The organism is Leifsonia lichenia (assembly GCF_054780215.1).
In genome coordinates this window covers 42,842-69,315 of sequence record NZ_BAAGWT010000008.1, presented here as the reverse complement: position 1 = coordinate 69,315, position 26,474 = coordinate 42,842, and the positions used below count along the sequence as shown (strand labels likewise).

Genomic DNA, 26,474 nt, shown 5'->3' with positions numbered 1-26,474 from the left:
GACGTGAACCTCGTCTCCACCCGCCGCCTCCTCGCGCGTGCGACGGGGCGCAACGCGATCACCTGGTGGACCTGGATCATCACCTTCCCCTTCGCCATGACCGTGATGTCCGGGCTGCAGTACGTCGACGGCGGGCGCTCGCTCGGCGAGGCAGAGGCCGTCGCAGGGGTGGAGCATCTCGCGGTCGGGCTCGCGATGCTGGCTGCGTACGGCGTGCTGAGGGTCACCCCCGATCGGATGCGCGCGGTCGTCGCCCTCCTGCTCTTCGCGGCCGTCGGGGTGCTCCGGCCGTTCCTGTTCCTCTGGACGGCGGACCTGCTCGGTATCCCGGTCGAGGTGGGCGACCTCGGAGCCCGCGTCGCCATCAACGTGGTCATCTGCATCTCCGTCTTCTCGCTGATCGCGATCGGCGTCGATCTGGTGCGCGACCACCGTGGCGTCTACCGCCGCCTCAACGCCGTGCGGCAGGCGGCAGAAGCCGACGAGCGGGCGGGGCGGGACCGCATCCGGAACCTGCGGGCGACGTCGGTGGATGCGGTGCTCGCGCAGATCGAGACGGCCGCCGCCCCCGCAATGCTCGCCGGAATCGAGCCGGCCGACGCCTCCCGGTTGCTGCGCTCGCTCGCGAACGACATCGTGCGTCCGGCGAGCCACGAGCTCTATGCCGCGGACGCCGCACCGGGGGAGCGCGCCGCCGATGAGTCGTCGACGTCCGGCAGGCTCGGCTGGCTCGGCTCCGTCGTGGGCGGGATGCGGGCGGCGCCGCCCTTGCCGACCGCCGTGCTGTTCGTCGGGATGGTCACGCCGTTCGCGCTCAGCTCGTACGGGGTCGGCCTCGCGCTCGTCCAGATGCCCGTCGCGCTGGGCATCCTCCTGCTGGCGAACATCGGCGTCGCCAAGCTCTCCTCCCGGATGCGCCGACCGGCCTCCCGAGTGGCAACCGTCTTGGCCGGTTACGCGGTGGCCGGGGTGGTGCTCACCATCGAGAGCGACCGGATGCTGCGCGCGCTGGGCTTCGCGCCCGACCTGATCGTCTTCCAGGCCTTCATCTACCCCTGCATCGCAGCAGCGGTGGCGTTCGTCTCGTCCCTGTCGGTTCGCGTGCGCGCCGATCAGAGCGAGATCGAGGAGTCCATGCAGGCGGCGGTCGAGGCGGCAGCGCGCGTCCGCGTCGACTACGACCACGAGCGGGAGGGCATCGCCAGGCTGCTGCACTCCGGGGTGCAGTCGGAACTCATCGCCAGCGCCCTCGCGGTCGGGATGAGCGGAGCGACCCCCGCCGACGCCGCGGCCGCCGTGCGCGACGCCGTCGAGCGCATCCGGAACGAACTGCGGGGGGCGCGGCCGACGACCGACGCGAGCACCCGCATCCGGATGCTCGCCGACAGTTGGCGCAGGGCGATGACGCTCGATGTTCGCATCGACGACGCTGTCTGGGGCCGCCTGGACGACGACCGTCGCTGCGAGGCCGTGATCGACGCGATGTCCGAAGGGCTGGCCAACGCGGTCAGGCATGGGGACGGCTCCCCGGTGACGCTGGAGCTGACCCGCGGGCGGGAGGGCGGCGTGCTTGTGCGCGTGACCTCGGGCGGCGAACTCGCGTCTCCCGGCGCGGGCATCGGGTTGAAAGACCTGGCGGGGCGGGCGGAGGTCGCGCTGCGCGAGCGCTCCGGCGGCGTCGAGCTGGCGGTCGCGATCCCCTGACCGGCGCGGCGTCTCTGCCTGCTCCTGCGGCGGCATCCGAGAGGCCGCATCCGAGGGGTCGTGTCGTAACAGCCGTACCCCGCCGGTCCCCCAAAACGCGGACACCGTAGATTCGTTTTCATCAGAACGGCGCAAGCCGCACTGAAACCCCCGGTCAGGGGCCCATTCCTGCGTGACCCGAACGCGCGGGACGGGCCCCTGCGGCCGGGGAATCCATGCATGTTGATGGAACCTTCAGGCGATATCGGGTAAAACAGATCAGTACGCGTTTGCGCAAAGCCCGCGCATTACCCCCCGCTCAGAAAGACCTAGCTTGCCCCAGTCCAGTGCCCCGTCGCGGTCTCGCCGCACCTATCGGGCTCCGGTCGTCGTCGACGTCCAGGAGTCGGCGGAGCTCTCGACCGACCCCGGACAGGTCTTCGTCAGCCGACGCGAGCGCGTCGAAGCCGAGCGGCAGCGGCCTGCGAAACGCGAGCGCATCGTCGTCAAGCCGACCAGGCGCGAGCTGTCAGCCCGGCGCACCGCGCAGAAGCCTGGCGCTGTCGTCGCAGCACCGCGGCAGGGCATCTTCCGCAAGGTGCACGTCACGCACCGCAAGCGCTTCGGCTTCCACGCCGCCGTGCTCCTGGCACTGACCGCGTTCTTCGGAACCGCCGCCCTCCCGGCATACGCCAGCTCGGCCGAAGCGTCGCCCATGGGCAACGCGCGCACGGCCCTCGCGGTCCAGACCCTCACCGGAGGCGGCACCACCGCTCAGGTCGTCTCCCGCGACGGGATGCAGATCGCCGAGTCTCCGCAGATGCTCGACTCCACCATGAACACGTCGGTGTCGCCGAGCGTTGAGGCGCTGGCGGTCCAGTTGATGGGCGCTGTCGCATCCGGTCGCCTTGTCGGCTCCACCCCCAACCACATCCCGGAGATCGCGGACCTCGCCGAGGGCAACGCCGTCCCCGGCTGCGGCGTCGACTACCGGGTGCTGCAGTCGATCTCGGTCGCGCTCGAACACTTCTCCCAGGTGGGCGTGAGCGACATCAACCGCCGCTGCACCGGCCAGATCGAGGGCGCCGGCACCGAGTCCTCCCACTACGCGAACGGCGGAGGCCACGCGGTCGACTTCTACCTCCTCGACGGCGCCCCCCTCACCGGCGGCGACTCCCGCTCGCTCGAACTCATCAGCATCCTCGACCCGCTGGTCCCCAACGGCTCGGGCCTCGGCCAGATCAACTGCCGCTCCTCGATCAGCGTCGAGAACTTCAAGCCGTTCGACGACACCTGCAACCACCTGCACATCGACTTCGGCAACGCCACGGCGCCGACGCTCGCGCAGGGCTAGCGGCGCGGGCGCGGTCGACGCCGCACCGGGCCGCGCCACCGGAGTGACGCGACCCGATCCCCCATCGATCGTCTAGTTCCCCTTCACGTTGACGATCTGCCGCAGCGTGTGGCGGATCTCCACCAGGTCGACCGCATCCGCCATCACCTGGTCGATCGGCTTGTAGGCCTGCGGGATCTCGTCCAGGAACGCATCCGTGTCCCGGAACTCGATCCCGGCCATCGCCTCGCGAAGCTGCTCGATGGTGAACGTGCGCCTGGCCGTCGACCGCGAGAACCGGCGTCCGGCACCGTGCGGCGACGACTCGAGCGCGAGCGGGTTGCCGAGTCCGGAGACGACGTACGACGCCGTGCCCATCGAGCCGGGGATGAGGCCTGCCTGACCCTTCCGCGCCGAGATCGCACCCTTGCGCGACACCCACACGTCCTTACCGAAGTGCCGCTCGCGCTCCGTGAAGTTGTGGTGGCAGTTGATCCGCTCCCGCTCCTGCACAGCCGCGCCGAAGAACTCCGCCGTCTGCCGGATCACCCTGTCCATCATCTCCTCACGGTTGAGCAGCGCGAAATGCTGTGCCCACCGCAGCTCGGCGATGTACGCGTCGAACTCGTCCGTGCCCTCGACCAGGTAGGCGAGGTCGCGGTTCGGCAGGTCGATCCAGTACCGTTCCATGACCCGCTGCGCGACCGTGATGTGGTGGCCGGCGATCCGGTTGCCGACGCCACGGCTTCCCGAGTGCAGGAACAGCCACACCGCATCCGTCTCGTCGAGGCTGACCTCGATGAAGTGGTTGCCGGAGCCGAGCGAGCCGAGCTGCAGCGCCCAGCCCTTCGCGTACGTTGCGGGCGCGAGGCCGATGGCGTCGGCCATCGCGGTGAGCTCGGCGACACGCGGCTCTGCCGTGGCCACGATCTTGTTGTTGCGGCCGCCAGCCGACAGCGGGATCGCGCGTTCGATCTGCTCTCTCAGCTCCGACAGTGGATGCACGCCGACAGCGCGCGCCACATCGTCGCTCGTGAACTGGGTGCGCACAGCGATCATGCCGCAGCCGATGTCGACGCCGACGGCAGCGGGCATGATCGCGCCCAGCGTGGGGATGACCGAGCCGACGGTGGCGCCGAGGCCGAGGTGCGCATCCGGCATCAGGGCCAGGTGCGGGTGGATGAACGGCATCTGCGACGACGTGACGGCCTGCTCGCGCGTGTTCTCCTCGAGCAGGGTCGCCCAGCTCAGCAGGCGGTTCGAGATTCTTTCCATGATCCTTTCGTTTCTCGTGAAGGTGCGGCCGGGGCTGGCCTCGCACCCTGTCGCACGGTCGGCGGAAGGCAGAGAAAAAGCCCCGGTCCTCGAGGTGGACGGGGCTGTGACGGTCGACGGGATGTCGGTTCTACAGGCCCCGGGCAGGCTCGAGCGAGCGGTAGTCGCGCTGTTCGCGCTTCAGGTTCTGCGTTGCTCGCATGATCCTGACCTTCCACTCGGCGGGGCGTCCTGCGCCGGTCGGCGCAGGATTTCCGAGAGTACACGTGCGACGGCCGGTTTGTCTACGAACCCGCAGGATGGTCCACCCGGAACTGTGGCGCCGCCTCCCGCACGGGCCTACCGTGGCACCATGACCACATCGCAGGCAGGGCAGCCGCACGAGTCGCACCACGCTCACACAGGGCTCAGCGACCAGAACCAGCTCAATCCGCTGTTCGCGCGAGCCGGGGAGGCTACGGACTTTCCGCTGAACACGTTGCCGCCGGGGGAGTCGCTGCCGGAGACCGCCTATCAGATCGTGCACGACGAGGCGATGCTCGACGGCAACTCGCGGCTGAACCTGGCGACCTTCGTCGGCACCTGGATGGACCCCCAAGCCGACAAGATCTATGCCGAGTCCGCCGACAAGAACATGATCGACAAGGACGAGTACCCGCAGACCGCCGCCATCGAAGCGCGGTGCTGGAAGATGCTCGCCGGGTTGTGGAACGCACCCGACCAGGGGAAGGCGGTTGGCACATCCACCATCGGGTCGTCTGAGGCGTGCATGTTGGGCGGTCTCGCGCTGAAACGGCGGTGGCAGCACGCGCGGAAGGCGGCGGGGAAGTCGGTCGAGAAGCCGAACCTCGTGCTGTCGAGCGCCGTGCAGGTGTGCTGGGAGAAATTCTGCAACTACTGGGATGTGGAGCCGCGGTTCGTGCCGATCACCGACGAGCACCGGGTGCTTGACGGGTTCGAGTTGGAGAAGTACGTCGACGAGAACACGATCGGGGTCGTCGCGATCATGGGCGTCACGTACACGGGCATGTACGAGCCCGTCGCCGCCATCGCCGAGGCGCTCGACCGCATCCAGGCGGCGACCGGGCTGGACATCCCCATCCACGTCGACGGCGCATCCGGTGCCATGATCGCGCCGTTCCTGCAGCCCGACCTGGCGTGGGACTTCCGGGTGGAGAGGGTGGCGTCGATCAGCACGTCCGCGCACAAGTACGGACTCGTGTATCCCGGCCTCGGCTGGGTGGTCTGGCGCTCCGTCGACGCGCTGCCGAAGGACCTGGTCTTCGACGTCACCTACCTCGGCGGCCACATGCCGACGTTCGCCCTCAACTTCTCCCGCCCCGGCGCGCAGGTGCTGCTGCAGTACTACCTGTTCCTCCGGCTGGGATGGGACGGCTACTACCGGGTGCAGAAGGCCTGCCAGGATGTCGCGGTCTACCTCGCGGGCGAGATCGCGGCGATGGATGCGTTCACCCTCTGGAACGACGGCACCGACATCCCGGTGTTCGCCTGGCAGCTCACGCCGGGGCACACGGACAAATGGAACCTCTACCACCTGTCGGAACGCCTGCGGCTGAAAGGCTGGCTGATCCCGGCGTACCCGATGCCGGACGACCTCTCGGACCTCGTGGTGCAGCGCATCGTGGTGCGCAACGGGCTGAGCCGCAACCTGGCCGAGAGCCTGGTCGTCGACATCAAGGAGGCCGCGGACTACCTGGACGCGCTGGAGGCGCCCATGCCGACCGAGGGACAGGTCACGAGCTTCGCTCACTGACCGTTCGGACCACGATCACCGCCCGAACAGGGTGAGCGCCGCCCACTGCAGCAGGATGACGGTCTTGCCGTCCACGATGGTGCCGTCCGCGATCCGGGCGAGCGCGTCGTCGTAGCGGACCGTGACCGGTTCGATCTCCTCGCCCTCCTCCTCGACGCCGCCGCCCCCGCGCACCTCCGCGGCCGAGTACGGCGCGGCGAAGAAGTGCACCCGTTCTGTGACGGAGCCGGGGCTCATGTAGAGGTCGAACAGGTGGCGCAGCTCGCCGACCGCCACGCCGAGCTCTTCCGCGGCCTCGCGCCGGATGGCCTCCTCGGCCGAGTCGTCGTCGAGGAGTCCTGCCGCGGCCTCCACGAGCATCCCGTCCGGGTGGCCGTTGACGTATGCGGGGAAGCGGAACTGCCTGGTGAGCAGCAGCGTGCGCGCTTCCGGGTCGTAGAGCAGGATGGTGGCGCCGTTTCCGCGGTCGTACGTCTCGCGCGCCTGCGTCGTCCACGTGCCGTCGCGGCCGCGGTAGTCGAACGTGGTGCGGCGCAGCACATGCCAGCCGTCGGAGGTGACCTCCACATCCCGGATGAGGACGTCGGGGTTTCCGTCGAGATCGCGGCCGGCGTGGTCCAGTCCTGTCCTGCCCCTGGAGTCCGGGATGCTCGTGCCAGGGCGGCCCTGCGCCGGCTGTTCCGTGCTCATAGCGCGAGCCTAACGGTAGCGCTTGCGGATCTCCCTGGCGGCGAGGATGTCGGCGGAGGCCGCATCCCGTGCCTTCACGATGGCCTTGTCGGACTTGAGCGGCAGGCGCAGCACCGAGTCTGCCTCGATGCCGCTGACGAGCTGCCTGGCGCGTTCGATCTCCGAGTCGAGTTCGGCGCCGAGCAGGAGCGCGACGTTCGCGATCCAGATCCACAGGAGGAACACGATGATGCCGGCGAGCGCTCCGTAGGTCTTGTCGTAGCTGCCGAAGTTGGCCACGTAGAACGCGAACAGGGCCGAGGCGATCCCGAGCACGATGATGGCGGCGAACGAGCCGGTGGTCAGCCAGCGGAACCTCGCCTGCTTGACGTTCGGGGTCGCCGAGTACAGCAGGGCGACCAGCAGCACGATGGCGACGATCATGATCGGCCACTTGACGATCGACCACACCACCTCGACGGTGGCGCCGACGCCGAGTGCATTCCCGATGGCGGTCGCCACCGGGCCGGACACCACCAGCAGCAGCGCCATCAGTGCGATGAGCACCAGCGCGGCGACGGTGACGCCGAGCTGCACGGGGCGGAGCGAGAACACCGTCCTGCCCTCTCGCACCCCGTACACGCGGTTCAGCGCGCGACCGAAGCCGCCGACGTAGCCGGAGGCCGACCAGATCGCGCCGACGATGCCGATCGCGAGCGCCCAGCCGCTGGCGGGGGAGGCGGCGAGGTTCTCGATCGGGCCCTTGACCGCATCCAGTGTGCCGGGCGCGATCTCTTCGACCGCCTGGAAGAGCGCGTCGATGCCCGCCTGGCTCTGACCGATCAGGCCGAGGATGCTCACCAGCGCGATCATCGCCGGGAACAGCGACAGCACGGCGAAGTAGGTCAGCCCTGCTGCCAGGTCGGTGCAGGCGTCGAGCGAGAAGCTGCGGAACGTGCGCTTGAGGATGAACCCCCAGGGCAGCTTGAACCACGAGACGCGGTTCATCCGTTCGATGCGGCCGACGGCCTCCGCGCGTGCAGCACCGACGCCTCCGCGGTCAGCGGGCACGCGACCGGCCTCGCGTCAGCAGGGCGACAGCTCCGGCGGCCGCCGCGACGGCGCCGAGGAACAGTCCGGCGGACAGCACGGGATGCGACCGGATCTGCACGCCGGGGTTGAACGTCGCGAAGAGGTCGTCGAGCGTCGAAGCGAGCTCGTCCCTGGTCTGCTCCAGGTCGAGCTTGATCGTGGGGATGCCTGCGCCGTCGGGAAGGGGAGGACGCTCGGGGCGGCGGTCGGTCACGGTCGCTCTCCCTTCAGGGCGCGAAGATCGTCGCCCAGCTCCTGCTTGAGGTCGTCCGGCACGGGCGGGACGCCACGCTTCAGGCTCGCCCTGCCGATCAGGGCGGCGATGATGCCGAGCACGAGCAGGATTCCCGCGACGATCAGGGCAGCGAGCCAGGCCGGGACGATCAGCGCGAAGGCGAGCACGGCCGTGGTCACCAGGGCGCAGAGCGCGAAGAACACGAACATCAGGGCGGCCACGAAGAGGCCGATGCCGACACCGGCGGCTTTCGCCTTGGCGCTCATCTCCGCCTTGAACAGCGCGAGCTCGCTCGCCACAAGCCTCCGCAACTGGGCGACCAGGTCCTTCGTCAGCTCGGGCAGCGGCCGCAAGCCTTTCGTGGTCCTGCGTCGCTCGCGGGGAAGCGGCGGCTTCTCGAAACTCATCGGGCTCCCTGTTCGTCGGCAACGGCCGGGCCTGTCCCGGCGCGTTACCGCGACCGTACCCCAGCATCCTGCAGCCGTCGAGGGCACAGGTGGTGCACACTAGGGACATGAGCGGCAATGACAGCACTCTGCGCGGAGGAATCCTCGTGGCGGTCGTCCCCGGGCAGCCGGTGACGGTCCTCGAACAGGCCCTCAAACTGGCCGACGACCTCGACGTCCCCCTGGTCTGCGCGAACGTCGACCCGAACCGGTACCTGGTGTCGAGCTACGTCGACGGCACGGTCGTCGCCCTCCCGTACGACCCCGACCTGCCGGAGGTCGAGGACGAGACGTTCGACCCCGAACTGGCCGAACGCATCCGGCAGGTGCTCGACGGCACAGGGGTGCCGTACCAGTTGCAGCAGCTCGCAGGAGACCCGTCGTGGGCGCTCACCAAACTGGCCGACGACGTGGATGCGCGCTACATCGTGGTCGGGACGCGCGAGGCGGGGCTGCGGGGAAGCATTCGCGAGTTCTTCAACGGGTCGGTTGCCGTGCATCTGGCGCACCGGCAGCACCGGCCGGTGATCGTGGTGCCGCTGGCGCCCGTGCCAGGCAAGGGCGCGCTGCCGTGGGAGGACCCGCCGGTCTGATGCGCCCGGGTTCCGATGCGTCCGGGTCCCGACGCGTCGGTATAGTGGGCGGACGGCGATGGATCTCGCCTGGGCAGCGCCCGTGCCCGAACCGCGTCGTCCGCTGATAGTTCCTACGCTTCCTGACCGAAGGGTGGATACCGCTGTGTCGACGACCAGGCCCGTCCCCGTGCATCTGCACTGGCGCTACATCGGACTCGTGTTCGTCGGCGGCGCTCTCGGCACGACCGTCCGCTCCCTGATCTCGGCGGCGGTGCCCCCGCTCGCCGGACTGCCGGTGGCGACGTTCGCCATCAACGTGGTCGGCGCATTCGTGCTCGGCTGGCTGCTCGAGACGCTTGCGCTGCGGGGGCCGGACCACGGGATGCGCCGCAACGTGCGCCTGTTCGCCGGCACGGGCATCCTGGGCGGGTTCACCACCTACAGCGCGTTCGCGGTGGATGCGGACGGGCTGATCGCGGCGCAGAACCTCGGCGGCAGCATCCTGTACGCCGTCGCGACAATCGTCGTCGGCGCTGCTGCCACGCTCGCCGGGATCGCGCTCGCCGCACGGCTGGGGCGCGCCACGTGACGCCGCTGCTGGTGCTCGGGGTGGCCGTCGCAGGCGGACTCGGCGCCGTCGCGCGCCTGGTGCTCGACGGTGTGCTGCGCAGCCGCATCGTTGTCTCGTTCCCGCTCGGCACGACCGTGATCAATGTGACGGGATCGTTCCTCCTCGGCCTGGTCACCGGGCTCGCAATCGCCAACGGTCTGCCGCCGGAGTGGCGTGCGGTGATCGGCACAGGCTTCCTCGGCGGATACACGACTTTCAGCACGGCCAGCTATGAGACCGTGCGCCTCGCGCAGCAGCGCCGCTACCGCGCGGCCGCGTTCAACGCGTTCGGCATGATGCTGCTCGCGCTCGCCGCCGCCGGCCTCGGCCTCTGGCTCGGCTCTCTGTAGCTCGCCTCGTTCGGCAGGAGTCTTGTGGCCCCGCCCGGCGTGTCCCTCCGTCCCGACGGAGATTCCGCTCCCACACGCCGTCATCTCCTGCCGAATGGGGGCGGGCACGCGGGCGCGCGGGCGCGTGCGGGGCGCGTGTGGGCAGGAGGTTGCGGGTTTGGTGGGCGGGATCTCCTGCGTTACGGAGGTTTGTGCGGCGTGTCGGGTGGGTTCTCCTGCGGAACCGGGGCAGGTCAGTCTTGGCCGGACTCCTGCTCCATCCACCACTCGGTGAACTCCTCGGCGCGGCCGTCTGGAACGAGCTTCACCACCCAGAGGTTGCTGTAGATGGGGCCGTCGCGGTAGTCGGTGACGCCCTCGACGAAGTAGGTGAGCTGGTCCTGGCCGGCGATGCGCCACTCGAAGGTGGCTGCGCCGGGGTCGTCCTGGGCATCCAGCCAGCCCTCGACGATCTCGAGGTGGCCGTCCCACGGTTCGGCGAACGGTTCGGTGCGGTAGCTGGCGTCCTCGGTGAACAACGCCCGGATGTCGTCCGGATCGTTGGACTCCCACGCCCGCCGATAGAGTGCCACCCACTTCTCGATCGGTTCGCTCATGGCCTCTTTATACGCCAACGTGCGGCCGACGCGCCATGAAAGCCGCCAAATGCGCCGGAAACGCGGGAACGAAGAGCACGGCGCGCGAACACCTGGCGCGCGGGTCTGCCGGGGAACCGCATCCCGTCGCTACCATGTGGGCATGGATGCGCAGCTCGAGCCGTGGGCGGAGTTCAACGTCGCCATCGCGGGGGCAGGGGCTGCCCTCGGCGGGCTGCTGATCGTGGCGCTGTCGGTGAACATCAAGCAGATCGCCGAGTCGAGGGGACTCGCGGCGCGGGCCGGAGCCGCCATCGCGGCGCTCATCCTCGGCATCGTGCTGGCGTGCGCGGCCCTCATTCCGGGTCAGGCGCTGTGGGCGTACGGGATCGTGACGCTCGTCGGCACGGCGATCGGGGTGGTGATCGCGGTGCTGGCGGCGCGGGCGATCCTGCGCGACCCGGAGAGGGCCGAGTTCCACCGGTGGGATGTGCAGCACATCGTGTCGTTCGTGGCCCCGCTCGCGATCTTCGCCGTGGGCGGGGTGCTCGGGGTGCTGTCGAACCCGGCCGCGCTGTACTTCGTGGCGCTCGGGACGATCGTGGCGCTGATCGGGGCGGCACTGTTCAGTTGGATCGCGCTGGTGGAGATTCTGCGCTGAGCTGCGGGCGCCGAGCTGAGTTGCGGTGCGACTAGCGCACAGCGAACGGCGGGGTCTCGACGCCGGGCGCGAGTGCGCTCGCCGGGTCGGAGTTCACGGCGACGATGTGGTTCTGCGCATCCACGTGCACGACCGTCGGCTCGAACGCGCGGGCCTCAGCATCCGTGAGCTGGGCGTATGAGATGACGATGACGAGGTGGCCGACCTCGGCCAGGTGGGCAGCAGCCCCGTTGACGCCGATCACGCCGCTGCCGCGCTCGCCCGCGATCAGGTAGGTCTCGAAGCGGTTGCCGTTGGCGATGTCGACGACGCTCACCTGCTCGCCGGGGAGCAGGTCGGCCGCGTCGAGCAGGTCGAGGTCGACGGTGAGCGAGCCGACGTAGTGGAGGTCGGAGTGCGTGATGGTCGCGCGGTGGATCTTGGACTTGAACATGGTGCGGAGCATCGGGGGCGCCCTCTCAGGGAAGCGGACTCAGGGAAGCAGACTCAGGGAAGCAGACTCAGGGAAGCAGAAGCGGTCTCGGCGTGGCCGGCTCAGTGCACCAGCGCGAGCTGGGGGAGCGCGGAGATCAGCGAGGCGAGCTCCGGCACGTCGTGGGCCTCGGCCAGGGCGCGTTCGAGGGCGTCGTCGTGGATGGGGCGGGCCGCGTCGAGCAGGTGGTGCCCTGCGGCCGTGAGCTCGGTGTAGATGCCGCGGCGGTCGTCGTCGCAGAGCACGCGGGTGAGGAGGCCGCGCTCCTCCAGCCGGTTGACCAGGCGGGTGGTCGCGGAAGGGCTGAGAGCGCTCGCGCGGGCGAGCTGCTGCATCCGCATGTGCCAGCCGTCCTGGCGGCTGAGGGCGTCGAGCACCGTGTATTCGACCACGGAGAGCTGCACCTCTCTGGTGAGTGCGCGTTCGAGCTCGCTCTCGATGAAGTTGTGCAGCGCGGCGAGTGTCCGCCAGCCCTGGGCGCGCACCTCGACGGCGTCGTCGGTGATTCCCATCGTGGCCTCCTGTCGGTCGTCGGTCGTCGGTCGTCTGTCGGCGGCCGTCCGGATGCTGGCGCGTGCATCCACGGGTTGCGGAAAGTAGTTGCATGTGCAACTATTTATGACGCGCCTGCAACTATCAGAATATCAGCATCAAGGAGTTCTCATGCCTGTCGGCCTCATCGCCCTCGCCCTCGGCGGCTTCGGCATCGGCCTCACCGAGTTCGTCATCGCCGGCCTCCTGCCCGAGGTGGCGGCCGACTTCCACGTGAACGAAGCGGCGGCCGGCTGGCTCATCTCCGGCTACGCGCTCGGCGTGGTGGTCGGCGCGCTCTTCCTCACCGCCGCCATCAACCGGCTCCCGCGCAAGGCGGCGCTGCTCGGGCTGATGGTGCTGTTCATCGTCGGGAACACGGTGTCCGCCATCGCGCCGACCTACGCGCTGATGCTGTCCGGCCGCGTGCTCGCCGCCCTCGCGCACGGCGCGTTCTTCGGCATCGGGTCCGTGGTCGCGGCCGGGATGGTCGCGCCGGACAAGAAGGCGCGCGCCATCGCGATCATGTTCACCGGGCTCACCGCGGCGAACGTCCTGGGCGTCCCGTTCGGCACGCTGCTCGGCCAGGCGCTGGGCTGGCGGTCCACGTTCTGGGCCATCGCGATCATCGGCGTCATTGCAACGGTCGGCGTGGCGACGCTGGTGCCGAAGGGCACGGGCGCAGCCGATCCGGCCGACCCTGCCGCGGCCCCTGGCGGCCTCCGCCACGAGCTGCGCGCGTTCCGTTCCGGCCAGGTCTGGCTGTCCATCGTGGTCACCGTCCTCGGGTTCGGCGGGATGTTCGGCGCCTTCACATACATGGCATTCACCCTCACGGAGGTCAGCGGGTTCGCATCCAGTGCCGTGCCGTGGCTGCTCATCCTGTTCGGCGTCGGACTGTTCGCGGGCAACGCGCTCGGCGGTCGCTTCGCCGACCGTGCGCTCGACCGCACGCTGATCGTCGTGCTCGCAGGGCTCACCGTGATCCTCGCGGTGTTCGCGCTGGTCGCCGGCAACCCGGTCGGCGCCGTGATCGCCCTGGTGCTGATGGGCGCGTTCGGATTCGCGACCGTGCCGGGGCTGCAGATGCGCGTGATGAACTACGCGCCGGATGCGCCCACCCTCGCCTCCGGCGCGAACATCGCAGCCTTCAACGTCGGCAACGCGCTCGGCGCGTGGATCGGCGGGGTGACGATCACCGCGGGGCTCGGGTACACGTCGCCGCTGTGGGCGGGCGCGCTCATCACGCTGGGCGCCGTGATCGTGATGGTGATCGCCGCAGCGACGGCACGACGCGGTCTCGCTCGGTCGGAGCACGGCCTCGCAAAAATCTCGGAGGAGACGGTTCCCGCCGGGTAGACGAGGGAGTACAGTCGCGATTGTCTCGAACGGTCAGGGGGTGATCGGGTTGGTACAAGCGGCTGAACAGCCCACCGCCTTCTCCCCTGCACGCGCGCTGATCGGATCTCTGATCGGCGGCGCGGGGCTCGTGATCCTCGGCTTCTTCCTCGGCTCGTCGCAGGCGTCGGCCGCCGAACCCGCCCCGGCTCCGCCCGTGCACTCGGTGCTCGGAGCGGTCGGCGGCGTTGTCTCCGACGTCGACACGGCGGTCGGTTCCGTCGTGGGCGGCGTGACGGACGCAGCGTCGAGCGTGACCCAGGCGGCCGCGCCTGTCGTGCCAGCTCCTGTGCAGGATGTGGTCGCCACGGTGACCATGCCGGTCACGGACACGCTCGGCAGCATCGCCGACCAGGCTCCGGTCACCAGCACAGTGACACCGGTCGTGACCGTTGTCGACACGGTCGTGAACGCGATCCCGCTGACCAACGACCTGCTCGGCGACGACCCCGTCGCCACGGTCGTCACTCCGGTCACGAACACGGTGGATGACACGGTCGCGTCCGTGGTCGACGGCGCGACGAAAGCGATCGACCCCGTCACGGGCACGCCGATCGTCTCGATCCCGCCGATCATTCCTCCTGTCATCCCCGGTGCGCCGGGTGCCCCTGGTGCGCCGGGTGCCGACGGTCCTGGTGCTCCAGGGGCGGATGCGGGCGGTCAGCCCGCCGTGACCGCTCCCGTCGCGCAGGCCGTCGGCATCGGCACGGGCGCGTCGAGCTTCCTGACGGATCGTGCAGGACGCGGGGGCGCGCATCCGTTGGCCGTCGCGAGCGCCGGCGCACGCTCTGTGGCGCTGCCGGACGGCATTCCAGCGACCCCCGGCGAGCCGGGCGGACCCGCGCCTGCCGCACCCCCTGCGCCGACCACGGGCAGTGGGGCAGGCGGGACGGGAAACGGTGGGGCCGCATCCGGTGTGGCCATCCCGGAGAGCTTCATTGCACCCCTGGCCGCTGAGGGCGGCCCGCTCGGTGCGTTCGGCGACGACCGCATTCCGTCGTCGCCGGTCCTCGATCACGACACAAGCCCCGACTGAGTGGGTCGCCTCTGCTCTTCTGCGGCAGAACGCGACCGAAGTCTCCCGTGTGGGAGCACAAACACTCAATCGAAAGGCAAGATCATGAACAAGTACGTGTCGAGGGGGCTGTGGTTCACCCTCTTCCTCGGCGGGTTGTCACTGGCGGGTGTCGGCGTCGCGAATGCGGCCGAGACCAGCGGAAGCGACGGCACCGCATCCGGGACGCAGGCCGTCGTCGACGTAACGCTCCCTGTGACCATCAGCGGCAACGGCATCAGCGTGCTCGGCGACTCGAGCAGCGCGGACTCGACGGCTGCGGCCACCGCTGCCCCTGCTGCCGCACCCGCGCCGTCGGCAACGGTCGACACATCCGGGCTGGGCGGTGTGCTCTCGGGCACGCAAGCCCTCGTGGACGTGAGCGTGCCGGTGAATGTCACGGGCAACTCGATCAGCGCGGTGGGGGATGCGGCGACCGCGGACTCCACGGCCGCTGCTGTTCCTGCGGCTGCTGTTCCTGCGGCATCCGGGGCGACGACCTCCGGTTCGGACGGCGTGGCCTCCGGAACACAGGTGCCCGTGGATGCGGCTGTGCCGGTGACCGTCGGCGGGAACGCGATCAGCGTGCTCGGCGACTCGAACTCGTCGGGTTCGAAGACGGCTGGTCCTGCGGCAGGAGCACCCGCGGGTTCTGGCGCGACGACGACGGGCGCGGACGGTATTGCGTCGGGCATCCAGGCGCCGATCGATGCTGCTGTGCCGGTGACGGCGGGTGGGAACGCGATCAGTGTTCTCGGTGACTCGACCTCGTCTGGTTCGTCGACGGCTGCTCCGGCGGCCGGGTCGACCGCTGGCGGGTCCGCCCCGACGACGACGGGCGATGACGGGGTGCTCTCGGGCATCCAGGCGCCGATCGATGCTGCTGTGCCGGTGACCGTCGGTGGGAACGCGATCAGTGTTCTCGGTGACTCGACCTCGTCGGGTTCGACGACGGCTGCTCCTGCGGCCGGGTCGTCCGCTGGCGGGTCCGCCCCGACGACGACGGGTGACGACGGGGTGCTCTCGGGCATCCAGCTCCCCGTCGGCGCCGGCGTGCCGGTGACCGCGGGTGGGAACGCGGTGAGCGTCGTGGGCGACAGTTCGTCCAGCGGCGCCGCGACCACGGGTGGAAGCACCGGGTCGGCGGGGTCCCCGTCGACCAGTGGTGACGGCGGCCTGCTCGGAGGCATCCAGCTTCCGGTCGGGCTGGACATCCCGGTGACCGTCGGCGGCAACGCCATCAGCGTCATCGGCGACAGTGGCACCACCGGCGCCACCACGACGCCGACCACGCCCACGACGCCGACCACCCCGACGACGCCGACCACGCCGACGACGCCGACCACCCCGACCACCCCGACGACGCCGGGCAACCCCGGCACCCCGTCGACCCCGGGCGGCGGCACCGGCGGCACCGGCGGCACCACGACGGCGGCCGAGCCCGGCTCCGTCACCGCCCTCGCGGACGGCGACGTCGCGGCGGCGGGGATGCTCGCATCCACCGGTTCCGACATCTCGGGTCTCGGCGCTCTCGCGGCGCTGCTGGCGCTGCTCGGTGTCGTGCTGCTGTTCGCCCGCCGCAACCGTGAGGCTGCTGCGGTCCGCCACCACCGCATCCACTGAGCCCGGCGGGGTTCGAGGAGCTGCCTATTCGGCCAGAACGGGCCGCTTCTCGAACCTCTCGGCCCAGGATGCGGGCAGGTCGCTTCGGCCTGCAGCGCGGAACGCGAGGATGGCGGCGCCGGTTCGTCCGGCGTCGCCTCCGAGTTCGCTGCGCACCACGAGGGGGCGCGAACGCCAGGCCAGGCCGTCGCTCATGCGCTCGGTGAGAGGCACCATCAGGGTGTCGCCTGCGCGGGAGAACCCGCCGCCGAGGACGATCACCCCGGGGTCGAGCAGGAGGGTCATGATGTTGAGGCCCTGAGCGAGCACGTCGACGGCTTCCGACCAGACGCGGTCGGCTGTCGGATCGGCGCCCAGTCGCGCGACGATCTCGCGCGAGCTGAGGTCGCCACCGCCCGCCGCCGCATAGCGGCGTGCCAGGCCGGCGCCGGAGACGTACACCTCCAGGCAGCCGCGCTGGCCGCAGGTGCACTCCTCGCCGCCCGGGATGACCGGGATGTGCCCGAACTCGCCCGCGGCGCCCGTCGCGCCGGTGACCGTGCCTCCGGCTGTGATGAGCGCGGCGGCGACGCCGGTTCCGATCGGGACGAGAACGAAGTCGTCGAAGCCGCGCGCCGCACCGATGAGCCGCTCTGCGATCCCGGCCGCGCGCACGTCGTGGCCGAGAGCGACGGGCATGTCCAGGGCGGCGCGGATGGTGTCCAGGAGCGGAACGTCCCGCCAGTCCAGGTTGGATGCGTAGAGCACGATCCCGCGCTCCTCGTCCACGATGCCGGGGGTGACGACCCCGGCGCCGATCACGTCGCATCCCGCATCGGCGGCCAGGTCGCGCAGGTCGTGGAACAGCGCCACCAGGGCCGCCACGACGTCTGCGGAGGGGGTCGGCCTGGTCAGCTCGGCGACGGCGTCGCCGGACGCGGAGACGACGGCGCCCTTCATGGCGGTGCCGCCGAGGTCGACGGCGAGAACGGCGTGGTCGCGGACGATGCCGGCGGCAGTCTCACCAGTGGATGCGCTCATGCCGCCACCCGCGCAAGCTCCGCCACCACGGCGGCCACGATGGCGGAGGACGTCGCCATGCGGTACCCGGAGTCGTACACGTTCGGCTCCGCGCCCGCTGCGCGCGCAGCGCTCGGCTGCGCTTCGCTCGCACGGAGGTGGACCTCCGTCACGCCGGTGCGGTGCACCAGCTCGGCCACGTTCGCGGCGCGGACGCCGCCTCCGGCGAGGATGGTCACCCGGCCGCGCGACCGCACCACGAGCTCGGCGAGCTTCTCCGAACCGTCGGCGGCCGTCGTCGCCCCGCCGGAGGTGAGCACCCGGTCGATGCCGAGCCCGATGAGGTCGTCCAGCGCCGCCGGGAGATCGGGGGTCTGGTCGAACGCCTTGTGGAACGTGACGGGCGCGTGGCCGCAGGCCGCGCGCAGGCGCGAGATGGCTGCGACGTCGATCGTGTTGTCAGGGCGGAGAGCGCCGATCACGAAGCCGAGGGGAACACCGGCGGGGTTCGGCAGTTCGCGGATCGCGCGGATGTCGTCGGCCATCGCATCCACTTCCGCGTCGCTGAAGACGAAGTCGCCCCCGCGCTGACGCACCAGCACAGAGATGCCCATCGTGGTCACCTGACGGAGCGCCGCCGCGACCGTGCCGAGCGACGGCGTGATGCCGCCCTCGCTGAGGGCGGCGCACAGCTCGATGCGGTCGGCTCCTCCCCGTTCCGCCGCCTGGACGCCGTCGAGGTCGTCCAGGCAGATTTCGAGCAGGGTCACGCGACGCGCTCCAGCGCCGCCGCCAGGTCGCCGCCGACGCCGATCGAGCCGACAGGAACGCCCCCGCCCAGCACGGGCAGGGCGGTGAGCGCCGTCGCGCCGGAGATGTCCGTGCCGAGAGCTTCGAGCACGCGCAGGGCGAGCAGAGTGGTGGCACGCGGGCTGCCGTCGACGATCTTCATCGAGACAGCAGTGCCGTCCGCCGCCGCGACACCGATGACGCCCTCGGCGCCGCCCTTGGCGAGCGCGCCAGGCACGGTCTCCATCAGGGTCGAGTTCTGGTGGCCGGAGCCGCCGACGTAGAACGGGTGCTCGCGCATCGCTGCCGCGACCTGGGCGGCGGGCGTGCCTGCCTCGGCCTGCACGAGCGCACGGAACGACTGCGCGATGCCGCGCACGGTCGTGCCGAAGAGAGGAGCGCCGCAGCCGTCGATCGCATCCCACTCCACGGGGAGGCCGGTCAGTTCGGCCATCGTGGCGCGGACGTGCTGCTGCAGGGGATGCGCGGTCTCCAGGTAGTCGTGCGTCGACCAGCCGTTCACGGCGCAGGCAAGCAGCATCGCGGCGTGCTTGCCGGAGCAGTTCATCCGCACGCGGGCGCGGGGTTCGCCGGCGCGCACCAGGCGCTCGAACGTGCCCTCGTCCTCCGGACGGTCGACGGGGCAGCCGAGCGCGGAGTCGTCGAGGCCGGCGCGCTCGAGGATCGCGCGGACGACCCGCACGTGCTCGTCCTCGCCCGTGTGGCTGCCAGCGGCGATGGCCAGCTCCTGGCCTTCGAGCGGGGCGCCGGCGGTGAGGCAGGCGAGCGCCTGCAGCGGCTTGACGGTCGAGCGGGGCAGGATGACCGCATCCGGAGTGCCGAGTTCCAGCACGGTGGCGCCGGACGGGTCGACGGCGACGAGGCTGCCGAAGTGACGGCTCTCGATCAGCCCGGAGCGGGTGACCGTGGCCAGCTCGGCGAGCGTGGCGACAGCGGGGGCGGCCGTGGGGGCGGGTGACTCAGACATTCGCGGCTTTCGTATCGATGGCGGGGAGGCCGGGCAGCGCCGGCTGTGTCGATGGGCGTCGGCGAGAGCCGCGTTGCAGACGAGACGCCAGGGCGGAGAGGCTGCCGTTGACCACCAGGTAGATGACCGTCACGGCGATGTAGGTCGGGATGAGCAGGTGCAGGAACGAGGCGAGCACCTGACCACGGTAGAGCAGCTCGGTGAAGGCCACGATGTAGCCGAGCGACGTGTCCTTCAGCAGGCTGACGAGCTGGGTGATGAGCGACGGGGCCACGTTGCGGAAGGCCTGCGGGAGCACCACGAAGCGCATGGCCTGGGCCCCGCGCATCCCGAGGCTGAGGGCCGCCTCGCGCTGACCGCGCGGGAGGCTGCCGACGCCGGCGCGCACGATCTCGGCGAAGACGGCCGAGTTGGCGATGGTCAGCGGCACGACGAGCTTCCACAGGGTCGGCAGGTTGATGCCGATCTGGGGGAGGCCGAAGAGCATCAGGTAGATCATCAGCAGCACGGGGATGGTGCGCGCGATCTCGATGTACGCCGAGCAGATCCAGCGCAGCCAGCGCTGCTGGCTCATCCGGCCGAGACCGAGGAGCACGCCGAGCGCGCCGCCGAGCACGGCCACGATGGCCGCGGCTTCCAGCGTTCCGAGGAGACCGACGAGCAGGTACTGCCAGATCGCCCAGTCGGTGAACGGCTGCCAGCGCTCCGGAGCGAACTGGCCGTGCGACGCGAACTGCCACAGGCCGATGCCGATGACGACGATGAAGACCACGCTGCTGACGACGGAGCCGATCAGGATGTTCCTGCGGCCGCGCGGCCCTGGCTGGTCGTAGATGAAGGAGGCTGCGTACGTGCGCTTCTTCCCGCGCTTGGCGCGAGCGGGACGGGCGGGTCCGGCCGCCGGGCGGTCGGGGATGAGCTGATCCGTCATCGGACGATCGCCACCTTTCGTTCGACCCAACCGGCCGCGAGGCCGATCGCGAGCGCGATGGCCATGTAGATGAGGCCGGCGCCGGAGAAGATCAGGATGGGCTGCGCGGCGATGAGGTTGATCTTGTTGACCTCGGCGGTGAGCTCGACGACGCCGACGGCTGCGGCGAGGGCCGTGTTCATCGCGAGCGCGATCATCACGTTGCCGATCGGCTGCACGACGGCGCGCAGCGCCTGGGGGATGACCACGAGCCGCAGCGACTGCGCCAGCGTGAAGCCGAGGGCTCTGGATGCTTCGACCTGGCCGACCGAGACCGTGTTGACGCCGGAGCGCACGGCCTCTGCGACGTACGCGGCCTCGTAGACGGTGAGCACGATGATGGCGGTGGGCGTCAGCGGCAGCAGGAGGCCGGCATCCGGAAGTGCGAACACGGCCAGCAGCAGCAGCGCGAGCAGCGGGACGTTGATGAAGAACTGCACGTAGAGGAACGCCGCAGCGCGCAGGATCGGGATGGGGCTGACCCGCGCGACCGTCACGAGAACGCCGAGCACGATCGAGCAGACACCGGCGATGAGCGCCATCATCAGCGTCGTGCCGAGCGCCTGGACGATCGGTCCGAGGTTGTCGATCAGGGGATTCATTGCTCACTCACTGCACGTGGCTACGGGAAGGGGAGATGGTGGGGTGGTGCGAAGGACCTGTTGGTCGGGATGCGCGCGGGCATGTGTGGTCGCGCCGCGCGCATCCCGAGCTGAGGGAGCCCCGTGCCGGGGGAGCAGGGGGCTCCGGTCAGGTGCCGGTCAGGAACCGGGGACGGAGCCGATCTCCGGCGGGGTCGGGATGGCGGAGTCGGTCACGGTGCCGAGCGTGGTCTTCCACGCCTTGCCCCACTGGCCGCCCTTCTGGATGGTCTTCAGCCAGTCGTTGATGAACGACTTGAAGTCCGAGTCGCCGTGCTGGAGGCCGATGCCGTACGGCTCCTTGGTGAACGGCTCGCCGACGACCTTGATCTGCTTCTCGCTCGCGGCGTCGCTGGCGAGGAGGGTGTAGTCCTGTACGTATGCGTCGCCGCGGCCCTGGATGAGCGCCTGCACGGCGGCGGGGTCGGTCGCGAACGCGGTGACCTTGGCCTTCGGGGCGACCTTCGGCACCTCGGTGACCGCGGGCGTGTTCGCGCCGACGATGACGTTCTTGCCGTCGATGTCCTTCACGCTCTTGATCGAGGTGTTGTCGCTCTTGACGGCGACGGCCAAGCCGGACTCGAAGTACGGGCCGGCGAAGTCGATCTGCGTCGCGCGCTCCTCGGTGATCGTGTACGTGTTGAAGACCACGTCGACGGTGCCGTTCTGCAGCATCGCCTCACGCGTCTCCGACGCGGGGGGCACGATCTCCACGTTCGGCTTGCCCAGGATGTATGTGGCGAGCAGCTTGGCGAGGTCGGCGTCGAAGCCGCTCACCTGGTCGGGGTTCGTCGGGTCCTGCTGCGACAGCAGCGGGGCGTCGAGCGCTTCGGCGACGATCAGCTTGCCGCGCTTCTTGATCTTCTCCATGGTGGAGCCGGGGATGATGAGGGAGGCCTTCGCGACAGGGGCGTCGGTGAAGGGGGAGTCGGCGCCGGACGAGCTGGCGCTCGAGCTGCTGCCGGGGAGGCTGGTGGTGCCGGAGCAGCCGGTGACGACGAGCGTCACAGCGGCGAGCAGGATTCCGGCGGCCGTTGCCTTCCTGCGGGTAATGCTGCGGATCATATGGTGCGTCCTTTCCAATGGGGGCGATCGGGGATGCGATCGGGGTGGTGCAGGGCGAAGCCTTCCGTTCGCTAGTGCGAGAGGACGGAAGCGAGGAACGACTTGGCGCGCTCGGAGCGCGGCGAGTCGAAGAATTCGGCGGGCGTCGCCTGCTCGACGATCTGCCCGCGGTCCATGAAGACGACGCGGTCGGCGGCGCGGCGGGCGAAGCCCATCTCGTGCGTGACGACGATCATCGTCATGCCCTCCTTGGCGAGCGAGGTCATCACATCCAGCACCTCACCGACCATCTCGGGGTCGAGGGCGCTGGTCGGCTCGTCGAAGAGCATGACCTTGGGGTTCATGGCGAGAGCGCGCGCGATGGCCGCGCGCTGCTGCTGGCCGCCGGAGAGCTGGGCGGGGTGGGCGTGCGCCTTGTCGGCGATGCCGACGCGTTCGAGCAGGACCATCGCCTCCTTCTCCGCTACTGCCTTCTTCGTGCCGCGCACCTTGATGGGGGCGAGGGTCACGTTGTCGAGGATCGTGCGGTGGGCGAAGAGGTTGAACGACTGGAAGACCATGCCGACGTCGGCGCGGAGCCGGGCGAGGCCGGCGCCCTCGACGGGGAGCAGTTCGCCGTCGACGCGGATCTCGCCCGAGTCGATGGTCTCGAGACGGTTGATCGAGCGGCAGAGCGTCGACTTGCCTGAGCCGGACGGGCCGACCACGACGACGACCTCCTGAGGGTGCACATCCAGGTCGATGTTCTGGAGAACGTGCAGCTCGCCGAAGTGCTTGTCGACGGCGCGCAGGCTCACCATGAGCTGCTGGTCGGATGCTGCGGTCATGCGGGTTCCTCGCGTCGTCATTGATCTGGCCTGGTCGAGCGGCCGGTGGTCCGGGTTGCGGAAAGCGTACTAAGTGAACCTAGTTTTGCGCAATATTGGAATTACTTAATACGAAATCGAAGAAAGTCGGTACAGTATCCTCAACTCACACATGTTCAGAGGAGAGCGAGCTGCGCCATGACCAGCACCATCGACGCACACCCGCTCCACGGCTCGAACGCGGGAGCGATCCTCGACCTGATCCGCTCGGGGCACTCGCGCTCCCGCGCCGAGATCGCCCGCAGCACCGGCCTATCGCCCTCCACGGTCGCCCAGCGCATCGACGCCCTGATCGCCTCCGGCTACATCCGTGAGGCCGGGGAGGGTGTCTCGCAGGGCGGCCGCCGTCCGCGCACACTGGAAGTCGACCCGAGCAGCGGCGTCGTCTGCTCCGTCGACCTCGGCTCCCACCACGCCACGTTCGGCCTCATCGACCTCTCCGGTCGCCTCATGGCGGTGCGCAACGAGAACATGGACATCGGCCAGGGGCCGCAGCGCATCCTGAGCTGGATCATGACGGTCGCCGACGAGCTCGTCGCCGAGCACGCGGAACCGGGCCAGCGCCTCCGCGGCTACGGCATCGGCCTGCCTGGCCCCGTCGACTCCACGACCGGCCGCATGGTCTCCCCATCCAGGATGCCCGGCTGGAACGGCGTCGACGTCGCCGCCGCGATGACCGAGCTGAGCGGCCTCCCCGCCGCCACCGACAACGACGCCAACCTGATGGCGCTCGGCGAGCACGACACCCTCGGCGACGACGTGCAGCACCTCGTCTTCGTGAAGGCGGGATCGAGCATCGGCTGCGGCGTGATCGCGCTCGGCGGTCTCTACCACGGCTACCACGGCATGGCGGGGGACATCAGCCACGTCAGCGTGCCCGGCGCCCCGCCTGTCCTGTGCTCCTGCGGGCGCACCGGCTGCCTGGATGCCGTGGCCGGGGGAGCGGCGATCGTCCAGGCTCTGCGCGACGCGGGGGTGGAGGTCGCGGACACGAGCGAGGTGCTGGCGCTGGCGAGGGATGCGCATCCACTGGCCACCCAGATGCTGCGGGAGGCCGGCAGCAGGGTCGGCGGGGTGCTCGCGACCATCATGAACTTCTTCAACCCGCAGCGGCTCGTGCTCGGCGGGATCCTCGGCGAGGCGGAGGCGTTCGTCGCCGGGGTGCGCTCTGCGATCTACTTCGAGTGCCTGCCGATGGTGACGGACAACCTCGACATCGCCGTGTCGGTGACCAAGGATCGGGCGGGCATCCGCGGGGCGGGGAAGCTGGTGCTGGACAAGCTGTTCGACGCCGCGGAGATCAACCGCGTGGTGCGGTGAGCCGCGCGCCGCAGGGTGTCGCGATCGTCGGCGCCGGTCGGATGGCGGAGGCCCACGCCCGCGCGTGGCTCGCGCTCGGCGTGCCCGTGCACGCCGTGGTGTCACCGCGTCGCCGCCCAGCGCTGGCCGCCGCTCCCGATGCGCGCTGGGTCACCACGCTCGACGACGCTCTGGCCGACCCCGCCGTGACCATCGTGTCGGTCTGCACGCCCACGCCGACCCACGCCGAACTCGCCATCCGTGCGCTGGAGTCGGGCAGGAACGTGCTGCTCGAGAAGCCGATCGCGCTGACCGTCGAGGATGCACGCGCCGTCGCCGCGGCCGCCGACCGCGCACCCGGCGTGCTGATGGTGGCGCACATCGTGCGGTTCTTCCCCGCATACGCGGCGCTCGCCGAACGGGTGGCCGCCGGAGGGATCGGGCGGGTGCGCGCGCTGCGGGCGACGCGTCTCACCTCCTCGCCGCACCGGCCGGACTGGCTCGCGGACGAGGAGCAGTCGGGCGGCATGGTGGTCGACTTCGCCATCCACGACTTCGACCAGGCCAACCTGCACCTCGGCGAGCCGACGGCGGTGACCGCGGTGCGCGTCCCCGGCGGCTACGGTGCGCCGGTTGCCACCACGATCGAGTACCGCGACGGCGGGGTGGCCACGGTGCTCAGCGTCGCCGACCTGCCCGAGGGGTTCGCGTTCAGCACCAGCCTCGACCTGGTCGGCGCCGACGGCGTGGATGCGCTGCAGCCGGCGGACGGCGAGCCCTTCGTGGCGCAGGCCCGCTATTTCCTCGACTGCGTCTCGGCGGGCCGCTCGCCGGACCGCTGCCCGACGAGCGCCGCCGTGGATGCGCTCAGGGTCGCGCTGGCCGCGCGGGAGTCGCTGCGCGCATCCACGAGGGTCGTGCTCTAGAGCTCGACGGTCTTGTTCTCGCCGATGTCCGGCGGCGTGTGGGTGACCGCTGCCTTCGCGATCTTGAACACCTTGACGATGCCGGGCTCGTGCGACGCCCAGAACTCCGCCGACTCCGCGCTGACGTGCAGGAGCGCGACGGCGGGGTCGTCCTTGCCCGCCGGGAACCACGCCTCCATGGACGGGCTCCACAGCTCATCCACCTTGTCCCTGTCGTGCACGAGCTCGGCCGTTCCCGCCAGCGAGAGGTAGCCCTTGCCCGTGTCGAAGGACACGTTGACCTGCGGATGCGCGTGGATGTCCGCGACCTTCGGGCTCGGGTCCTGCGTGAAGAACCACAGATCGCCGTCGAACTCGGCCTTCTGCGTGGCGAGCGGCCGGGAGTGCAGCGCTCCGGATGCGGTCTGCGTGGTGAGCAACCCCACGCGCGATGCCGAGATGAGCTCGGAGATGGTGGCGAGGTCGTCGTGGCGAGTGCTGTCTGTGTCCGTGCTGTCTGTGTTCGTGCTGTCTGTGTTCGTGTCGTCTGTCATTGCCGTCACGCTACCCTCGCGTGGGCGCGATGCAATCGGATGCGGAAACGAGATTGAGCAAGCATTCCCCTGGGGGCGCGGCGCCGCTAGGTTTTAGCCATGAAGACCGCCAGGCTCGTCCGCCCCGCAATCGCCATCGCCGCCGTCGTGATGCTGACCGCTCTCGCCGGGTGCTCGTCGTCCGGCTCCTCGTTCACCGGTTCCTGGGGTGAGGACACCGCGGGGAAGCCGTCGCTCACCATCGAGTCCGACGGCACGTTCCACGGGAACGACGGCTGCAACGACATGAGCGGCAAGGGCACGATCTCGGGAGACACGTTCACCTTCGGCCCGTTCGCCTCCACGCTGATGGCCTGCGAGGGCGTCACCCCGTGGCTCAACCTCGCCCACACGGCCAAGGTCGACGGCGACACGCTCACCGTCTACAAGAACGGCGGCACCAAGCTGGGCACGCTCGACAAGCGCTGACGCGCAGCCCGCCCAGCCCGCACGACTCGTGCGAAAGGCGCGGTGCCGCGCGCCCTTACCGCACGTTTTGCACGACTCGTGCCGGCCGCCGGACGCGCACGACTCGTGCAGAAGGTACGGTGCCGCGCGCCCTGACCGCGCGTTTTGCACGACTCGTGCCGGCCGACGCGGCTAGAAGCCGATGGGGCGGCCCGGCGTGAGCGGCTCGTCGTTGCCGGTGAACTCGACGCCGTCGTTGTAGAGGCTCTCGCGGCGCTCGATCTCGGTGATGAGTGCCTTGTTGAGCATCTCGGACCAACTGCTGTCCTTCTCGTCGAACGACGTCGAGCGGTAGGCGGCTCGCGCCCGGTTGCGCAGGCCGTCCGTCAGGTAGAACGTGATGGTCGTGCGGCGCGAGAGCCCGGTGACTCCGGCGACCGTGGTCGGCCGGAGGCGGAACTCGGAGATCACATCCGGGGCATCGTCGACGGCGGCTTCCGATTTGCCGCCGGACGGGGTTGCTTCACCCATCGTGCTCCCTTCGAAATACCGCGTCTGATTACTGACCGTGTCACATACTACTCGTACTCCCTTG

Annotated in this window: 30 protein-coding genes and 1 riboswitch; of the genes, 13 read left to right on the top strand and 17 right to left on the bottom strand. The window is 70.0% G+C overall.

The features are described 5' to 3' along the window. The first annotated feature begins 3 nt into the window (after positions 1–3). Entirely contained in the window at positions 4–1,704 is a 1,701-nt protein-coding gene (locus ACYVGI_RS13410; protein ID WP_460633111.1) for a sensor histidine kinase, read from the top strand. A 313-nt stretch (positions 1,705–2,017) separates the two neighbouring features. Further along, a complete protein-coding gene (locus ACYVGI_RS13405) occupies positions 2,018–3,037 on the top strand; it encodes a hypothetical protein (RefSeq protein ID WP_460633110.1) in 1,020 nt (339 codons plus the stop codon). Between the two features lie 72 nt (positions 3,038–3,109). Here the strand turns inward: ACYVGI_RS13405 and ACYVGI_RS13400 are convergent, their stop codons facing one another. Then, the gene (locus tag ACYVGI_RS13400) at positions 3,110–4,291 is read right to left on the bottom strand and encodes an RtcB family protein (protein WP_460633109.1); all 1,182 of its coding nucleotides are present in this window, start codon (positions 4,289–4,291) and stop codon (positions 3,110–3,112) included. A 352-nt stretch (positions 4,292–4,643) separates the two neighbouring features. Here ACYVGI_RS13400 and ACYVGI_RS13395 point away from each other — a divergent pair, with 352 nt between their 5' ends. Further along, complete coding sequence (locus ACYVGI_RS13395) at positions 4,644–6,065, top strand: glutamate decarboxylase (RefSeq protein WP_460633108.1); 1,422 nt, start codon at positions 4,644–4,646, stop codon at positions 6,063–6,065. 15 nt (positions 6,066–6,080) lie between these two features. Here ACYVGI_RS13395 and ACYVGI_RS13390 read toward each other — a convergent pair whose 3' ends face one another. From ACYVGI_RS13390 to ACYVGI_RS13375, 4 genes are read right to left on the bottom strand one after another with little or no spacing between them, the layout of a single operon-like run. Continuing rightward, positions 6,081–6,755 carry an NUDIX domain-containing protein gene (locus ACYVGI_RS13390; protein WP_460633107.1) on the bottom strand — a complete coding sequence of 225 codons (675 nt, stop codon included), beginning with the start codon at positions 6,753–6,755 and terminating at the stop codon, positions 6,081–6,083. Between the two features lie 9 nt (positions 6,756–6,764). Then, entirely contained in the window at positions 6,765–7,805 is a 1,041-nt protein-coding gene (locus ACYVGI_RS13385; protein WP_460633106.1) for a YihY/virulence factor BrkB family protein, read from the bottom strand. Then, positions 7,795–8,040, bottom strand: coding sequence for a DUF3618 domain-containing protein (locus ACYVGI_RS13380; RefSeq protein WP_460633105.1), 246 nt, complete (start codon positions 8,038–8,040; stop codon positions 7,795–7,797). Before ACYVGI_RS13380 ends, ACYVGI_RS13385 begins: the two co-directional genes overlap by 11 nt. Further along, positions 8,037–8,468: a phage holin family protein gene (locus ACYVGI_RS13375; protein ID WP_460633104.1), complete on the bottom strand. Its 432-nt coding sequence runs from the start codon at positions 8,466–8,468 to the stop codon at positions 8,037–8,039. The genes ACYVGI_RS13380 and ACYVGI_RS13375 overlap by 4 nt, the downstream gene beginning before the upstream one ends. Before the next feature lie 107 nt (positions 8,469–8,575). Here ACYVGI_RS13375 and ACYVGI_RS13370 point away from each other — a divergent pair, with 107 nt between their 5' ends. The 3 genes from ACYVGI_RS13370 (at position 8,576) to crcB (ending at position 10,042) form a co-directional block, all read left to right on the top strand. Then, on the top strand, positions 8,576–9,100 hold the full coding sequence (locus ACYVGI_RS13370) for a universal stress protein (protein WP_460633103.1): 525 nt from the start codon (positions 8,576–8,578) through the stop codon (positions 9,098–9,100). A 45-nt stretch (positions 9,101–9,145) separates the two neighbouring features. Then, positions 9,146–9,223, top strand: a riboswitch (Fluoride riboswitch). A gap of 22 nt (positions 9,224–9,245) precedes the next feature. After that, positions 9,246–9,671 carry a fluoride efflux transporter FluC gene (locus ACYVGI_RS13365; protein WP_460633102.1) on the top strand — a complete coding sequence of 142 codons (426 nt, stop codon included), beginning with the start codon at positions 9,246–9,248 and terminating at the stop codon, positions 9,669–9,671. Next, complete coding sequence (gene crcB / locus ACYVGI_RS13360) at positions 9,668–10,042, top strand: fluoride efflux transporter CrcB (protein ID WP_460633101.1); 375 nt, start codon at positions 9,668–9,670, stop codon at positions 10,040–10,042. Before ACYVGI_RS13365 ends, crcB begins: the two co-directional genes overlap by 4 nt. 233 nt (positions 10,043–10,275) lie before the next feature. Here the strand turns inward: crcB and ACYVGI_RS13355 are convergent, their stop codons facing one another. Then, a complete protein-coding gene (locus ACYVGI_RS13355) occupies positions 10,276–10,638 on the bottom strand; it encodes a nuclear transport factor 2 family protein (RefSeq protein ID WP_460633100.1) in 363 nt (120 codons plus the stop codon). Between the two features lie 142 nt (positions 10,639–10,780). Between ACYVGI_RS13355 and ACYVGI_RS13350 the strand changes: the two genes are divergently transcribed. After that, positions 10,781–11,278 carry a hypothetical protein gene (locus ACYVGI_RS13350; RefSeq protein WP_460633099.1) on the top strand — a complete coding sequence of 166 codons (498 nt, stop codon included), beginning with the start codon at positions 10,781–10,783 and terminating at the stop codon, positions 11,276–11,278. A 31-nt stretch (positions 11,279–11,309) separates the two neighbouring features. Here the strand turns inward: ACYVGI_RS13350 and panD are convergent, their stop codons facing one another. Together panD and ACYVGI_RS13340 are read right to left on the bottom strand one after the other, a co-directional pair. Continuing rightward, positions 11,310–11,723, bottom strand: a complete 414-nt coding sequence (panD, locus tag ACYVGI_RS13345; protein WP_460633098.1) for an aspartate 1-decarboxylase — start codon at positions 11,721–11,723, stop codon at positions 11,310–11,312. 89 nt (positions 11,724–11,812) lie between these two features. Next, positions 11,813–12,262 carry a MarR family winged helix-turn-helix transcriptional regulator gene (locus ACYVGI_RS13340; protein ID WP_460633406.1) on the bottom strand — a complete coding sequence of 150 codons (450 nt, stop codon included), beginning with the start codon at positions 12,260–12,262 and terminating at the stop codon, positions 11,813–11,815. 151 nt (positions 12,263–12,413) lie between these two features. On the opposite strand from ACYVGI_RS13340, the gene ACYVGI_RS13335 reads away from it, so the two are divergent. From ACYVGI_RS13335 to ACYVGI_RS13325, 3 genes are all read left to right on the top strand, one after another. Beyond that, complete coding sequence (locus ACYVGI_RS13335; RefSeq protein ID WP_460633097.1) at positions 12,414–13,640, top strand: MFS transporter; 1,227 nt, start codon at positions 12,414–12,416, stop codon at positions 13,638–13,640. A gap of 40 nt (positions 13,641–13,680) precedes the next feature. Beyond that, positions 13,681–14,715: a hypothetical protein gene (locus ACYVGI_RS13330; protein ID WP_460633096.1), complete on the top strand. Its 1,035-nt coding sequence runs from the start codon at positions 13,681–13,683 to the stop codon at positions 14,713–14,715. 84 nt (positions 14,716–14,799) lie between these two features. Beyond that, positions 14,800–16,356 (top strand): LPXTG cell wall anchor domain-containing protein, encoded by a 1,557-nt coding sequence (locus tag ACYVGI_RS13325; RefSeq protein ID WP_460633095.1) that lies wholly within the window; start codon positions 14,800–14,802, stop codon positions 16,354–16,356. Between the two features lie 24 nt (positions 16,357–16,380). Here the strand turns inward: ACYVGI_RS13325 and ACYVGI_RS13320 are convergent, their stop codons facing one another. The 7 genes from ACYVGI_RS13320 to ACYVGI_RS13290 all read right to left on the bottom strand — a co-directional run bounded on the left by ACYVGI_RS13320 (position 16,381) and on the right by ACYVGI_RS13290 (position 22,608). Next, positions 16,381–17,376 (bottom strand): ROK family protein, encoded by a 996-nt coding sequence (locus tag ACYVGI_RS13320; RefSeq protein ID WP_460633094.1) that lies wholly within the window; start codon positions 17,374–17,376, stop codon positions 16,381–16,383. After that, entirely contained in the window at positions 17,373–18,125 is a 753-nt protein-coding gene (locus ACYVGI_RS13315) for a copper homeostasis protein CutC (protein ID WP_460633093.1), read from the bottom strand. Before ACYVGI_RS13315 ends, ACYVGI_RS13320 begins: the two co-directional genes overlap by 4 nt. Further along, positions 18,122–19,132, bottom strand: coding sequence for an asparaginase (locus ACYVGI_RS13310; protein ID WP_460633092.1), 1,011 nt, complete (start codon positions 19,130–19,132; stop codon positions 18,122–18,124). The genes ACYVGI_RS13315 and ACYVGI_RS13310 overlap by 4 nt, the downstream gene beginning before the upstream one ends. Continuing rightward, positions 19,125–20,063, bottom strand: a complete 939-nt coding sequence (locus tag ACYVGI_RS13305; protein WP_460633091.1) for an amino acid ABC transporter permease — start codon at positions 20,061–20,063, stop codon at positions 19,125–19,127. Before ACYVGI_RS13305 ends, ACYVGI_RS13310 begins: the two co-directional genes overlap by 8 nt. Beyond that, the gene (locus ACYVGI_RS13300; protein ID WP_460633090.1) at positions 20,060–20,704 is read right to left on the bottom strand and encodes an amino acid ABC transporter permease; all 645 of its coding nucleotides are present in this window, start codon (positions 20,702–20,704) and stop codon (positions 20,060–20,062) included. The genes ACYVGI_RS13305 and ACYVGI_RS13300 overlap by 4 nt, the downstream gene beginning before the upstream one ends. Positions 20,705–20,863: 159 nt before the next feature. Continuing rightward, complete coding sequence (locus tag ACYVGI_RS13295) at positions 20,864–21,808, bottom strand: glutamate ABC transporter substrate-binding protein (protein WP_460633089.1); 945 nt, start codon at positions 21,806–21,808, stop codon at positions 20,864–20,866. Positions 21,809–21,879: 71 nt separating this feature from the next. Further along, positions 21,880–22,608, bottom strand: a complete 729-nt coding sequence (locus ACYVGI_RS13290) for an amino acid ABC transporter ATP-binding protein (RefSeq protein ID WP_460633405.1) — start codon at positions 22,606–22,608, stop codon at positions 21,880–21,882. Positions 22,609–22,812: 204 nt separating this feature from the next. On the opposite strand from ACYVGI_RS13290, the gene ACYVGI_RS13285 reads away from it, so the two are divergent. Further along, a complete protein-coding gene (locus ACYVGI_RS13285; RefSeq protein WP_460633088.1) occupies positions 22,813–23,994 on the top strand; it encodes an ROK family protein in 1,182 nt (393 codons plus the stop codon). Then, positions 23,991–24,899, top strand: coding sequence for a Gfo/Idh/MocA family protein (locus ACYVGI_RS13280; RefSeq protein ID WP_460633087.1), 909 nt, complete (start codon positions 23,991–23,993; stop codon positions 24,897–24,899). Before ACYVGI_RS13285 ends, ACYVGI_RS13280 begins: the two co-directional genes overlap by 4 nt. Here the strand turns inward: ACYVGI_RS13280 and ACYVGI_RS13275 are convergent. Further along, positions 24,896–25,432, bottom strand: coding sequence for a pyridoxamine 5'-phosphate oxidase family protein (locus ACYVGI_RS13275; protein WP_460633086.1), 537 nt, complete (start codon positions 25,430–25,432; stop codon positions 24,896–24,898). The genes ACYVGI_RS13280 and ACYVGI_RS13275 overlap by 4 nt on opposite strands. Positions 25,433–25,531: 99 nt before the next feature. Here ACYVGI_RS13275 and ACYVGI_RS13270 point away from each other — a divergent pair, with 99 nt between their 5' ends. Then, complete coding sequence (locus ACYVGI_RS13270; RefSeq protein ID WP_460633085.1) at positions 25,532–25,900, top strand: META domain-containing protein; 369 nt, start codon at positions 25,532–25,534, stop codon at positions 25,898–25,900. A 171-nt stretch (positions 25,901–26,071) separates the two neighbouring features. On the opposite strand, the gene ACYVGI_RS13265 is transcribed toward ACYVGI_RS13270, so the two are convergent. Beyond that, positions 26,072–26,410: a ParB family protein gene (locus ACYVGI_RS13265; protein WP_460633084.1), complete on the bottom strand. Its 339-nt coding sequence runs from the start codon at positions 26,408–26,410 to the stop codon at positions 26,072–26,074. Positions 26,411–26,474 lie beyond the last annotated feature (64 nt).

Excerpts from the sequence above, each read along its gene's own strand:
- ACYVGI_RS13400 (WP_460633109.1), bottom strand. The coding sequence starts at position 4,291 with ATGGAAAGAATCTCGAACCGCCTGCTGAGCTGGGCGACCCTGCTCGAG.
- ACYVGI_RS13395 (WP_460633108.1), top strand. The coding sequence starts at position 4,644 with ATGACCACATCGCAGGCAGGGCAGCCGCACGAGTCGCACCACGCTCAC.
- ACYVGI_RS13390 (WP_460633107.1), bottom strand. The coding sequence starts at position 6,755 with ATGAGCACGGAACAGCCGGCGCAGGGCCGCCCTGGCACGAGCATCCCG.
- ACYVGI_RS13375 (WP_460633104.1), bottom strand. The coding sequence starts at position 8,468 with ATGAGTTTCGAGAAGCCGCCGCTTCCCCGCGAGCGACGCAGGACCACG.
- ACYVGI_RS13370 (WP_460633103.1), top strand. The coding sequence starts at position 8,576 with ATGAGCGGCAATGACAGCACTCTGCGCGGAGGAATCCTCGTGGCGGTC.
- ACYVGI_RS13355 (WP_460633100.1), bottom strand. The coding sequence starts at position 10,638 with ATGAGCGAACCGATCGAGAAGTGGGTGGCACTCTATCGGCGGGCGTGG.
- ACYVGI_RS13350 (WP_460633099.1), top strand. The coding sequence starts at position 10,781 with ATGGATGCGCAGCTCGAGCCGTGGGCGGAGTTCAACGTCGCCATCGCG.
- panD (WP_460633098.1), bottom strand. The coding sequence starts at position 11,723 with ATGCTCCGCACCATGTTCAAGTCCAAGATCCACCGCGCGACCATCACG.
- ACYVGI_RS13340 (WP_460633406.1), bottom strand. The coding sequence starts at position 12,262 with ATGGGAATCACCGACGACGCCGTCGAGGTGCGCGCCCAGGGCTGGCGG.
- ACYVGI_RS13335 (WP_460633097.1), top strand. The coding sequence starts at position 12,414 with ATGCCTGTCGGCCTCATCGCCCTCGCCCTCGGCGGCTTCGGCATCGGC.
- ACYVGI_RS13325 (WP_460633095.1), top strand. The coding sequence starts at position 14,800 with ATGAACAAGTACGTGTCGAGGGGGCTGTGGTTCACCCTCTTCCTCGGC.
- ACYVGI_RS13320 (WP_460633094.1), bottom strand. The coding sequence starts at position 17,376 with ATGAGCGCATCCACTGGTGAGACTGCCGCCGGCATCGTCCGCGACCAC.
- ACYVGI_RS13310 (WP_460633092.1), bottom strand. The coding sequence starts at position 19,132 with ATGTCTGAGTCACCCGCCCCCACGGCCGCCCCCGCTGTCGCCACGCTC.
- ACYVGI_RS13305 (WP_460633091.1), bottom strand. The coding sequence starts at position 20,063 with ATGACGGATCAGCTCATCCCCGACCGCCCGGCGGCCGGACCCGCCCGT.
- ACYVGI_RS13300 (WP_460633090.1), bottom strand. The coding sequence starts at position 20,704 with ATGAATCCCCTGATCGACAACCTCGGACCGATCGTCCAGGCGCTCGGC.
- ACYVGI_RS13295 (WP_460633089.1), bottom strand. The coding sequence starts at position 21,808 with ATGATCCGCAGCATTACCCGCAGGAAGGCAACGGCCGCCGGAATCCTG.
- ACYVGI_RS13290 (WP_460633405.1), bottom strand. The coding sequence starts at position 22,608 with ATGGTGAGCCTGCGCGCCGTCGACAAGCACTTCGGCGAGCTGCACGTT.
- ACYVGI_RS13285 (WP_460633088.1), top strand. The coding sequence starts at position 22,813 with ATGACCAGCACCATCGACGCACACCCGCTCCACGGCTCGAACGCGGGA.
- ACYVGI_RS13275 (WP_460633086.1), bottom strand. The coding sequence starts at position 25,432 with ATGACAGACGACACGAACACAGACAGCACGAACACAGACAGCACGGAC.
- ACYVGI_RS13270 (WP_460633085.1), top strand. The coding sequence starts at position 25,532 with ATGAAGACCGCCAGGCTCGTCCGCCCCGCAATCGCCATCGCCGCCGTC.
- ACYVGI_RS13265 (WP_460633084.1), bottom strand. The coding sequence starts at position 26,410 with ATGGGTGAAGCAACCCCGTCCGGCGGCAAATCGGAAGCCGCCGTCGAC.